This window comes from Streptomyces orinoci, assembly GCF_003121295.1.
Lineage (GTDB): Bacteria > Actinomycetota > Actinomycetes > Streptomycetales > Streptomycetaceae > Streptomyces > Streptomyces orinoci.
Genome location: NZ_PHNC01000041.1, coordinates 1 through 10,857, shown reverse-complemented (window position 1 = coordinate 10,857; position 10,857 = coordinate 1). Strand labels below are relative to the sequence as shown.

General features: G+C 68.7%; 11 protein-coding genes, 1 tRNA gene and 1 pseudogene. 6 read left to right on the top strand and 7 right to left on the bottom strand.

What is annotated here, in order from left to right; all coding sequences use genetic code 11:
- Positions 1–104: 104 nt before the first annotated feature.
- Positions 105–551, top strand: coding sequence for a MarR family winged helix-turn-helix transcriptional regulator (locus CV755_RS33000; RefSeq protein ID WP_109284545.1), 447 nt, complete (start codon positions 105–107; stop codon positions 549–551).
- Between the two features lie 236 nt (positions 552–787).
- Here CV755_RS33000 and CV755_RS32995 read toward each other — a convergent pair whose 3' ends face one another.
- Positions 788–1,630 (bottom strand): glycine-rich domain-containing protein, encoded by an 843-nt coding sequence (locus tag CV755_RS32995; protein ID WP_109284543.1) that lies wholly within the window; start codon positions 1,628–1,630, stop codon positions 788–790.
- 944 nt (positions 1,631–2,574) lie between these two features.
- Here CV755_RS32995 and CV755_RS36490 point away from each other — a divergent pair.
- From CV755_RS36490 to CV755_RS32975, 3 genes and pseudogenes are all read left to right on the top strand, one after another.
- Positions 2,575–2,754, top strand: coding sequence for a hypothetical protein (locus CV755_RS36490; RefSeq protein WP_241561548.1), 180 nt, complete (start codon positions 2,575–2,577; stop codon positions 2,752–2,754).
- 92 nt (positions 2,755–2,846) lie between these two features.
- A pseudogene (locus CV755_RS36485) lies at positions 2,847–3,565 on the top strand (hypothetical protein); the annotation flags it as partial.
- Positions 3,565–4,140: a transcriptional regulator gene (locus CV755_RS32975; protein ID WP_109284539.1), complete on the top strand. Its 576-nt coding sequence runs from the start codon at positions 3,565–3,567 to the stop codon at positions 4,138–4,140. The pseudogene CV755_RS36485 and the gene CV755_RS32975, both read left to right, overlap by 1 nt.
- 159 nt (positions 4,141–4,299) lie before the next feature.
- Here the strand turns inward: CV755_RS32975 and CV755_RS34850 are convergent, their stop codons facing one another.
- Positions 4,300–5,109, bottom strand: coding sequence for an SUKH-3 domain-containing protein (locus tag CV755_RS34850; protein WP_161968785.1), 810 nt, complete (start codon positions 5,107–5,109; stop codon positions 4,300–4,302).
- A 91-nt stretch (positions 5,110–5,200) separates the two neighbouring features.
- On the opposite strand from CV755_RS34850, the gene CV755_RS32965 reads away from it, so the two are divergent.
- The gene (locus tag CV755_RS32965; RefSeq protein ID WP_109284547.1) at positions 5,201–5,689 is read left to right on the top strand and encodes a hypothetical protein; all 489 of its coding nucleotides are present in this window, start codon (positions 5,201–5,203) and stop codon (positions 5,687–5,689) included.
- On the opposite strand, the gene CV755_RS34845 is transcribed toward CV755_RS32965, so the two are convergent.
- A complete protein-coding gene (locus CV755_RS34845) occupies positions 5,682–5,834 on the bottom strand; it encodes a hypothetical protein (RefSeq protein WP_161968784.1) in 153 nt (50 codons plus the stop codon). The two genes, CV755_RS32965 and CV755_RS34845, sit on opposite strands and share 8 nt — an antisense overlap.
- A 219-nt stretch (positions 5,835–6,053) precedes the next feature.
- On the opposite strand from CV755_RS34845, the gene CV755_RS32955 reads away from it, so the two are divergent.
- Positions 6,054–6,127: transfer RNA gene (locus tag CV755_RS32955), tRNA-Met, on the top strand.
- 53 nt (positions 6,128–6,180) lie between these two features.
- On the opposite strand, the gene CV755_RS32950 is transcribed toward CV755_RS32955, so the two are convergent.
- From CV755_RS32950 to CV755_RS34840, 4 genes are all read right to left on the bottom strand, one after another.
- Positions 6,181–8,730: a DEAD/DEAH box helicase gene (locus CV755_RS32950; RefSeq protein ID WP_109284535.1), complete on the bottom strand. Its 2,550-nt coding sequence runs from the start codon at positions 8,728–8,730 to the stop codon at positions 6,181–6,183.
- A 303-nt stretch (positions 8,731–9,033) separates the two neighbouring features.
- Positions 9,034–10,239 (bottom strand): methyltransferase domain-containing protein, encoded by a 1,206-nt coding sequence (locus CV755_RS32945; protein ID WP_206608461.1) that lies wholly within the window; start codon positions 10,237–10,239, stop codon positions 9,034–9,036.
- On the bottom strand, positions 10,236–10,391 hold the full coding sequence (locus CV755_RS35620) for a hypothetical protein (RefSeq protein ID WP_206608462.1): 156 nt from the start codon (positions 10,389–10,391) through the stop codon (positions 10,236–10,238). The genes CV755_RS32945 and CV755_RS35620 overlap by 4 nt, the downstream gene beginning before the upstream one ends.
- Positions 10,392–10,403: 12 nt before the next feature.
- Positions 10,404–10,580 carry a hypothetical protein gene (locus CV755_RS34840; protein ID WP_161968783.1) on the bottom strand — a complete coding sequence of 59 codons (177 nt, stop codon included), beginning with the start codon at positions 10,578–10,580 and terminating at the stop codon, positions 10,404–10,406.
- Positions 10,581–10,857 lie beyond the last annotated feature (277 nt).

The following is a 10,857-nucleotide window of genomic DNA, read 5'->3' as shown; positions in this document are numbered from 1 at the left end:
GTCATCTGCGGTGCCCTTCTGCTCGGTCGCCGGTTCGACGGCGCAGTTCATTTTTGCAACAAAACTATTTTGTCACAAAATGAACTGTCGGGCAAAATGACTTCATGGACACCGCATCCGAGCTCAGCCGGCTGCTCGGGCCGCTACGCCGGGCCGTGCTCCGGGCGACCCGCAGCGCCGAGGGGCTTCCCGACCTGCCCGAGGCCCAGATCGAGCTCCTGCGCGCACTCGCCGCCGACGGACCGCTCAGCCCGCAAGCCGCCGCCCGCCGGATCGGCGTCGCAACCTCCACGGTCAGCAACCTCGTCAAAAGCATGAAGGCAGCGGGCCTGGTGAACCGCGAGCCCGCACCGGGCGACCAGCGCGCGGCCGTCCTCACCGCCTCCCCCGCCGCCCTCGAACTGCTCGACCGCTACGACCGCACCAGTTCGGCCGCATTGGCCCACGCCATCGGCGAGTTGCCCGCGAACGACCGCGACACCCTCACCGCCTCGCTCCCCGTCCTCGCCCGGCTCCTCACCGCACTGGAATCACACACACCAAAGCCCTGACTCCTGCGGGCCGCCGGCACCGTCGCCGTGCCGGCACGGTCCCCGCCTCGGGTACGCAAGGGGCCTGCCGGCGAGCAGCTCATGGACCAGCGGGGCGGATATTCCGTCTCACCTGGCCAAACCCACGGGTACGAGCTCTCGGGCGAGGGGCGCATCCTCAGACCTCCATGCCGAAGATGGTTACCCATGGCCACCCGGTAAGTGGCCGTACCCGGGGAATCTCAGGTGACCGCTGTTTATGGGGTGTAGGTCAGTGCCACGCAGCCGTCGGCGCCGTTCTCGCCGGCCGCGGAGGGGTACTGGTCGTTGGTCCACAGGTCGCGGCCGGCGCCGATGCCTCCCTCGCCGCCCTTCCCGGCGGGAAGGCGGGGCCCTGGGGGGCCGCCCTGCGCGGGGGAGCATTCCGGTGGGGCCGCGCTCGCTGCTCCTGCTCCGCCCGCTCCGCGGCGCGCGCGGACGCCGTCGACTCCGCGGTAGCCGGCGGAGCCCTCTTGGCGGACGTGGTCGGAGCCCTTGCAGAGGTTCCTCCCGCCGGTGGTGCCGTGACCGCCGGCGCCCGCGGTGCCGCTTCCCCAGGTTCCTGACGCTTCGCCGCCCCGCCCGCCCCGGCCGTGCTGGACATTGGCCCCCAGCCTCGGCCATCTCCCCTCGCCGGCGGGGAACACGGCGACCCCGGTGCCGTGCCCGTCGTGGCCGGGCTTGCCGTTGTGGCCCTTGCCCGAGCCGCCCGCGCCACCCTCGCCGCCCCGGCCGACAACCATGACGATCCTCTCCCCGGGATCGACCTTGATGGTGCACGCCTCCACCGCTCCGCTGGAGCCGCCTCCGCCGCCGGCACCGCTCAGCGGGCCGTCGTTGTTGCCGCCCCCGCCTCCGCCTCCGCCACCGGAGCCCACGGCGGTCACGTGGATACGGGTGACACCGGCCGGCACGGTGAATTCGTACCGGCCGCCGGTGGTGTACGCCTTGACAACCGGTTCCGGCGCCGCCGACGCCGGGCCCGGCACCGCAACAAGTGGCACAGCCGCCGCGCACACCAGCACCGCGCGCCACGACCGCAAGGGGGCGAGCAGTCCCATCAACGACCTCCCGGGTATCCGCTGGTCAGGTTTCCTGTCCCTTCCGCCCCGCTAGTTCCCGCACACGGGCGGGACGAGCTGGTCACTGACCTCCCCGACCGTGTCGCAGACCAGCGTCTGGACGGGCCCGGCGGCATGGGCCGGGGCGGCCAGAGCGACCCCGGCCAGAGCCAGGACGATGCCCGCAGCGGCGGCAGCGGCGGCACGACGGATGCTGTTGATGGTGACCTCCGAGAAAGACGGCGGCCCGGGCGGCCGCGCTGTGCCCGGGAAGCTGCTCTTCCGGTCATCCGTTGATACACGCGCCCGGGGACGCACAAGAGCCAGGCCAGGCGCTCAAGGACACACGCACGCCGTCCGACCCGGGATTGCTGCCGGAAGCGAACAGCGAACCACGCGACATGCGGCCCGGGGTGAAGCGTTGGCCTGTGATCACCGGCGGCGGAGCGGCTCACACGACGTCCGTGAGCGGGCCGGCCGCATCCCCGCCCCACTCGAAGCCCCGCGAAGCAGGCGAAACCCAGCAAGATCAATTTCACCGGGACTTCCTGTACCTGGACTGCTCAGCCCCGTTGTAAGAGACGCCGAAGAAGACCGTTCGTCGCGCACACAGGCGAGCCGACCACCGAAGACCACGAGAACCAGTAGGCCCGTGCACCACATGTGCTGCATCAGCTACAGCGCTCGGGACCGCTCCTGAGCTGCGGAAACTCCAACCGCACGCTCGCCGGGCCCCGGAGAAACGCCGGCGACTTCGACGCGAGCGGTGCCGAGATCGAACGGGACTGGGTCCGGCGCACCGGGGACTGCTGGGGCGAGGTGCGCCGGGTGCTCCTGACCCGCGAGCAGACCGTCGAGTACGAGCTGCCGGCGGCCGAGGGCAAGCGCGGCGACCCTCGGTGGCAGGCCTTCGCACGCCGTTACGACTTCGACCCCGCCACCCTGTGCAGTGGGAGGTCGAAGCCCTGGAGCCGGACGAGCTGCAGCGCCTGGTCCTCGCCGCCGTCGCCCCGTACATCGACCGCCAGGTCCTCGCACAGCAGATCGCCCGCGAAGAAGAACAGCGCCGCGCCTTGGCCGACTTCCTTGGAGGCTGGGGTGCGGCGGGCGGAGCGTCCGTCTGAGCGGCATCGGCGCCGGACGAGTCAGCCTGACGGCACATCAAGACGAGGGTTCTCCAGCGTTCATCGTTGGCCGGGCGGTGTCACCGCCGCACGAACTCCCGCCCGGCCGTCACGAGGTGACCGCGCTCGACATCAACGGCGCCTACCTCTCCGCCCTCAAAACCCACCTCCCCCTCGGACAGCTCGAGCACTCCACTGGCCTCCCTCACGACCGCCGCCGCGCCGGAGTCCACCTGATCACCCCGCCCGCTTGGGAGCACGAGGATGTGCTGCCCAACCCGATCGGGAACCGGGACGAACCCGGCGCCCTGTGGGTGACCGAGCCGACCCTGCGCCTCCTGCTGCGCTTGTCCGGCCCGAAGTACGGGTTGTGCGCCCCGCCGGAGATCCACGAGTCGTACACCTCCGGTGCGACCGAGAATCTGCTGGAGAAGTTCCGCATCGCGTTGAAGGACGCGCGCGACACCGCGATTGCCGAGGGCGATGAGGTCACTTTGGAGTATGTGAAGGCGATGTACTCGAAGTTCGTCTCGACGATGGGGGAGTCGAACTACAACAGGGAGCTGTACCGCCCGGACTGGATGCACATCATCCGCTCGCAGGCGTTCTCCAACCTGTGGTTGAAGGCGCTCAAGGCCCATGACGAGGGCCTGACGGTCGTCCGGGCGATGGTACCGACGAACTCCATGTCATCGGTGACTGGCGCGGTGTCTTCCCTGAAGGCCGGGGCGTTACCGAGGTCAAGGTCAAGGACACCTACACCGCTGGAACCGACACCACCGAGCACACGGAGACGGAAGGGGAGGGGTAATGCCGGGGAAGAACCTCGACTTCGGAAGGTTCGGCGCGCGGGGCGTCAAGGGCAGCGACGCCGTCGCTCGCAAGCTCGACGAGCTCGCGGGCGGCATCGCCACCCCGGTGACGGCCAGGCGCGGCTGGATAGCGCGCCTGCACTACCTGACGAGGTCGGGCAAGAGCCGCCAGGCCGCGCAGGATGCTGGGCTGACGGTCACCGACCGGACGCTGAAAGCATGGCTGGAGGGCAAGCGCCGGCCGTCGAAGGCCAGCCTGGAACGCATCGACGCCGCGTACCGGGCGGTGCGCCGGCAGAACGTCGCCCGGCACCTCCTCAAGCGGCTGAACCGCGAGGGCCGTGGGACGCGGGTGGAGATCCACCCCCTCAACCAGTCCCAGGTCGCCCGGCCGCACCAGCGCGTCATCGAGTACCGGACGATGAACGTACGCCGCTGGGACAAGATCGTCGGTTCCTGGGCGGCCGGTGATTACCGGGGCCTGGACGATGCGTGGACCACCGATGTGCTCCCGGACCTGGGTTCCCAGTGGGGGGCCTACGAGTACGTCACCAACGTCGGCTTCGCGGCATAGAAGCCCCTCGTGTAGGGTCGGCCGCTTCGTTAGCAGGAGGGTCTGCTGAGACTGCGGATTCCGCGTCGCGTGAGCAGTGTGTCGATCGGCTGATCTTCAGCAATCGCGTGGCCCGTCGGGAAGCATCGTCGGAGTGGAGCCCGGTCCGGCTGGGGCTGTTCAGTCGGCAGTCTCGATCCGCTCCGGGGCGATGCCCAGGATGAGCTTCTCCAGCGCGTCCTGGGCATCGCCGAACGTAGCCAGCCAGGTCTCGACCAGGTAGATCTCGCAGTTCTCGTCGATGCCGAGGAAGAATCTGCCCTCATCGAGTTCGCCGAGGGGGAAGATGGCGCGCCCGAGGGTGTGACTCCAGTCGGCGAAGCGGTCTTCCTCGCCGATCAGGTTGTCCGGGGCGAAGTTGAAGGGGGTCTTGGCGCAGGTGATCCCGGGGCCGCTGATCTGGACGTCCAGGCCACCGAACTCCGCCAAGAAGGCTTCAGCGGCATCGTGCATGCGGACCAGGCCGGTCTTCTCGAGCGTCTTGCGCCAGTGGTCCGTCGAGACGTGCCGTCCCGGCCGCCAGCCTGCTGAGCGCAGTGTCTCCTCGATCACGCCAGTTCCCCGGAGATACGTCGCCGCCGCATCGACCCATGCCTTGTCCACCGGCACGTCTTCTGGCCAGCCGGGCCGCCAGTCCGCCTGCCAGTGGGCGAAGTCGTCACGCAGAAACTGCGGGTCAACTGGCTTGAGTCGCACCTGCTGTCGCTGATCGGCCCACCAGACCTCGAATTCGGCCTCGGTTCCTTGGTCTGGCCAGCGGTCTGCGACCGCCGGCAGAAGCAGAACATCGACGAACCCTCCGACCGGAAGACCGATGTCGACGAATATCCCGATCGCGCCCGGCCTCGGGACTGCTGTCACCGTCCCTCGGAACCGTTGTCCGAACCGCAGGCCGCGACGGATTCGAATCCACTCTTCATCGCTGACCACCCGGACATCCTGGCATCCCGCTCTCCGAAGCAGGGCCCGTTGGGTAAGGAAATCGGTGGGTGAGGGTGCACTGGGGCGGCAGGATGGGACCGTGGCTGATCTGCTGTGGGACGACGTCTGGTGGTTCTTCGACCCCGAGGTGATGGGGTCGCTGCCGGACGTGTGGGTGCCCAATGCCTCGGAGAGGGACTGGCAGGCGGTCCTCGACCTCGTGGTGGAGCAGGGCTGGACCTTTCAGTACTCCGAGGGCTCGACAGCGCTGCCGCTGCCCCCGGCAGAGGTCGTGCTGTCGCGTCCCGCCGACGCCGAGCAGCCTCATCTGGAGGTTCGGCCGGTGCAAGACATGTTGGCGATCTTTCGGTTCTATGCAGCAGAGGAGATCGACTTCGACGTCGACCTGCGGGAGATTCAGGGGCAGGAGCCACTTGATGCCCTGTGCGGATTCCTCGCCGCGATCGGTCGCCGGTTGGGCAAGCCGGTGCTGATGGATGCCGAGGGCGGTGACGGGAGCCGTCCGGTCCTCGGGTTCGACGCCGAGGCGGACCGCGTCGTGATGCTGGTCGAGCCGCCGGTCAGGTGACGGAGGATTGCGCTGCGTCCAAGAGGCTGAGCAGGTGCTCTGCTTCGTGGATGACAGCGGTGCCCACGGCAGTGGCTGCGAGGGGGCAGACCCGTTCGATCAGCTGAACACCTGCTGCCTTTTCCAGGGCATGCTTGGTGACCATGAGCTGACCGTAGGAAGCCGCCCAGGACCAAGAGGCCGGATGATCGAGAAGTTCCCGGGAATGATCACCACCGACCGCAGGTGCTGCTAACGCGACCTGGAAGATTGCTGGCCGACTCCTAGAGATCGAACGACACTGCTAACGCAGGCCCGGAACCTACACCTCGGCAGGAGGTGGTCTCCGGTGCCCGTTGGGATGGCGTACTGTGGGGATCACCGACGCGGGGTGGAGCAGCTCGGTAGCTCGCTGGGCTCATAACCCAGAGGTCGCAGGTTCAAATCCTGTCCCCGCTACTGCTGAAGAGGGCCCGGATCCCTACGGATCCGGGCCCTCTTCATTATTGGTGTCACCTCTTGCTCTTGGCCGCCGTGGTGGCCGACCACCGCATACCGAGTGCCTCCAGGTCAGCCCGGCGCTGTGCGGTGAGCTTGCCAGCGCGTTTGCGGAGGTTGTCGAGGACCATGCCGAGCTTCACCTCCTGGCGGCCCTCAGCACCGTCCTGGCGGCCTGTCCGCCCGCCTTCTGGTTCCAGGCGTTCGATGTGTTTACGGGGTACGTTGAGGTGGCCTTCGCGGGTGTGGAACTGGCGTGCAGCGCGGAGGTTGAGCGCCCACTTGTCGCTCTGCGTGCGCTTCACGGGCCGTTCGTCTTCCTCGGCCGGGGTGAGGCCGAGGACGTTCTCGAGCAGCCACTGCTGGACCGGCAGCAAGTCGTCCCAGCCGAGGCGGCAGCCGGTCACCCAGCGGCCGAGGTCTTCGCCCTGCACGATCACCTCACCCGCCACCGTCGGCAGCTCCCCGCCGCTCTCGACGTGGGCTTGGGTGAGGCGGAAGCAGCGCTGCCACCCGGTATCCCATGCGGGGCACCAGCCCGGGTCGATCTCCTCCAATGCCTCACGCCGTGCCTCGGTGAGGGCTTTGGCACTGGATTCGACGGTGAGGCCGGCCTGGCGGCGCTCGGCGATGGTGTCCGCGAGCCGGGCCGCAGTCCGCTGATTTTTCGCCCAGGTCCCCACCGGATACCCGTCCCAGACGGCGGTGGCCGGCGGCAGGAAGTGCCCGTGGACAGCAGCCCACGCGCGGGCGGCAGCAAGTCCTTCCTCGAACGCGACGTCCTGGTGCGACCACACCATCCCGAACCCGTCGAGCTCGGCGACGCGGCCCGGGGCCAGGCGCCCGGCCCTGTTGAAGCGCCGCTGATCAGCCAGCCACGTACCCAGCGGAAACCCCGCGGGCGACCACTCCGGCGGGGTAACGAAGCCGTACGGCACCCGCAGCTGCACGGCGCCGGTCTCCTTCACGTACCGCATCACGGCCTCGATGCCGCGGCACCAGAAGCTGTTCTCCGGCTCGATCACCCGCAGCTTCACGAACCTGGCCAGCTGCGCCGGATCCCGCAGCACGGAGAACTTCAGCAGCTCCCGAGCGGGCGCACTTGGCCCCGGCTCACCTTCCTCCCGCTGCTCCCGGCTCTCTTCGCCGGTTCCGGCCTCTTCCTCGGGCTCATAACTGCCGCTGCGGACACGGGGATCGGCGAGGGCTTCGATGGTGTCGGTGTCGTGGGCGCGGAGTGCTGCGAGGATCTTCGCCAGGGTGTCGTAGGCCGGTGAGGTCAGCATGTCGTCCGGGCTCTCACCCGGCGCGAGGAATACCGGAACGATCAGCGAGGCGATTTTCCCTTCTCCGGGCTTCATGCGGAGTGCACGGCCGACCACTTGCACGATGTCGATCATCGATCCCCGCGCATCGCAAAAGGCGACGGAATCACAATTCGCTGTATCGACCCCTTCGCCGAGCACCTTCACGGAGCTGAGCACGCGCAGAGCGGCCGGTCGTAGCCCGTCCTCGTCCTCGATGACGTCGGAGGCGAACTCGGCCAGCACCGCCCGCCGGTGGCCGGGGGCGTGATCGCCGCACAGCCAGTCGGCCCACACCCGTTCCGGCGCCGGGAACCGCCGCGGATCGTCCTCCCACAGCCGCTCGGCGGCGCCGACGACTCCGGCGGCCATGGCTTCGGCCTCGCTGACCTTGCTGTGGAACGTCAGCACCTTCCGCAGACCCTCCTGCGCCGCCGCCGTCAGCACCCCGGCCTGCAGCGCCGCCAGCCGCGCCCCTCGCGCAGTGTCCGACCCGGGGCCGGCGACCTGGTGCGCGTCGTGGAGCTCGGGATCGGTGATGTCGACGCACACGACCTGGTAGGGGGCGACTAGTCCGCGGCTGACGGCCTCGGACAGGGTCAGCTTGAACGCCACGGGGCCGAACAAGGGGGAGTCGGGGTCCATGCTCGCGATCAGGCGCGGCTCCTCGTCACGACTGCTCCCGGCTGCTTCCCAGACGCGGGCCGTGGCGGTCATGTAAAGGCGGCGGGCCGCCGGGATCTTTGCCTGGTCGTGCACGGCCGCCCAGGGCTTCCCTGCGTCTCCACTGGTGCGGTGCGCTTCGTCCACGACCATCAGGTCCCACACGCCCAGGCCCTGAGCGTGGGCGCGCTGGAGAATGCCGAGGCCGACGGCGGCGTAGGTGGCGAACACCGTCACCCGCTCCAGCCCCCGCACCCACGCCACGAGCTCGGCCGGATCCGTCGTACAGGGCACGCTGTCAGAGTCCTCGGCCCGTAGCGAGCAGACTCCGATCACGGGCCCGGTACGGCCGGCCTCCCGCCATGCGCCCGCGGTCTGTGTCAGCAAATCCAGAGTCGGCACCAAGACCAACACCCGCCGCGCAGCCAGCTTTTGAGCGGCATCGGCGGCGATCAGCGTTTTACCCGAGCCGGTCGCGGCGATGACCTGGGCCCGCAATCCCTCGGCCGGCATGTGTCCGCCAGCGGGCGTCTGCAGAGCGCGAAGGACAGCATCGACCGCCTCCACCTGATGCGGAAACAGTTCCTTCCCCGGCATGCAATTCCCCTTCCCCGCTCACATCTGACGCTTTGTTCGTCCTCTGGAATCCGCTAATGCCGGAAACCAGAGGATTGAACAAAATGGCTGTCTGACCTCTTTGCGAACGGTTTTCAAGACCGCTCGGCATGTCAAGCGTCGTACTGGCCTGACCTGCACAAACAGGCTCCCCAGCCGATCACGGACCGCCCGGCGGTCCGCGCCTGGTCCGCAAACTCCGGGAAGCGTCCGGAGCGGTCCGCGACCAGCGGAAGACCCCGCCCACAGAACGACAACAGGGCGGGGTCCGGTGGTCCTTGGCCGCTAAGGCGAACCGGTGGCTCGAACCGGGTTGCCCGGGGAGTCCAGCCACGGCCGTTCGCCGTCCTGGTCCACGGTCAGCCCGAAACGGTCAAACCCTGGCCGGCCTTGATCGACCCACCACCGGTGTGCCGCTTCCACCTCATCCCAGAGACGGCGGGGCCCGGACTGGTAGACCTTCGCCTGCTCCTGGTCGTCGCGGAAGACGATCACGGCCCAAGATCTGTCGGACAGCCCGTAGAACCACACGGCCCGCTTGCCGTCGCGCTTTCGGTCGGCCGTGTGGGCCACCTCGGGCACTCGGAGCCCCAGGGCGAAGGGGACGACACCGAACCCGCCCGCCCCGCCACACAGCTCCTCCTCGGTCAAAGAGGAGGCGTACGAGACATCGGCGGCATCCATGGCACCCGCAGGAACGTACTCGTCGTGGCGGGGCCAGACGAACCGCTGCGACCGCATACGCATGAACGCCACCGGCCGTGTGAACGGCCCTGACGCGCTCTGGCAGTCCTCGGCGACCACCAGCCGGGCCGTGGCTTCGCCGGGTCCGTAGTAGGTCCCCCAGGGAACGAGAATCACCCCTCCAGGAGCGGACTGCTCCACCCATGCGAACGGCACCTTCCGTAGCCCGCATGTGGCGATGATGCGGTCATACGGGGCCCGCTTCGCGTAGCCGAGGAAGCCATCCCCGCGAACCACCTCGACGGCCAGGCCGAAGCGGTCCAAGGACTCCTGCGCCTGGGCGGCGACTGCGCCGTCCACCTCCACAGTGACCACGTTGGCGGCCCCGAGGCGGTGAGCGAGGAGCGCCGCGTTCCACCCGGTGCCGCTGCCGATCTCCAGCACGCGCTGGCCAGGCTGCACGCCGAGATCGGCCAGCATGGAGAAGACCAGGCTTGGCATGGATGACGAGGAGCTGAACGACTTCCCCGGCTCAGGGCCGTCGTGCCGACCGTCGTCCCACTGGGTGACGATCGGGTCGTTGGAGTCGGCGTACTCCTGCCACCTCTCCGGGGCCTGTCGCTTGTCCACCGCCACGTTGCGGCCGGTGGCCATGTCGTGCGGCCACATGAGATCGGGCAGAAAGGCGGCTCGGGGTACGGCGTCGAAGGCCGGCGCCCAGTCGGGCGTCAGGGAACCGTCTTCGAGGAGGAGACGGCCCAACTCCTCACGGCAGGGCCGTCCCGCCTGCTCAGGAGAGCGAGTCACTTCTTGTGGGCCCCGTCGCCGGGAGGCGTGGAGCCGTCCGGGTGGGGCTCGTCGGCCGGCTGCCAAGGCTGGCCGGGGTGGCCGTCGCCCTCGCCCTGGTCCTTGCCGTGCCCGCCGCCCTGGGCGAACTGAGTGCTCCATCGGATGGTCACTGCATCTCCTCCTTAAGAGACATCACCGCCGGGTGGCTGCTTCAGCAGCTCGTCCCCCGCGATGGGCACACCCAAATCCGTCAGCGCGACGGCGAGGGCGAGATCATCAAGCGGCGATATGACACCGGCCATGGTGTCGTACAGTTCCCGGCGGCGCTGCCGCTCGGCCTCGCTGCGCTTGTTGGTCATCGTGACCCCGCGTTTCATAGCGTGCTCGGGACTCGATGACCGTAGGACTGCTAGGGAATGGCAGCCACACACGGAGCGTGGGAGTTCGTAGCTCTGTGGAACGGAACCCCCACGCGCCGTGGGACCTACTCAACAACGCCCAGGTAGCTCTTCATCTCGCGCATGTCCTGGGTAAGAGTGCGCTTGCGCGACCTCAGGATGTCCGCCATCACACGGCGGGCCAAGGTCTGGTGCTTGAGCCATGCGCCATGCTTGGACCGGATGCACATCAGTTCGT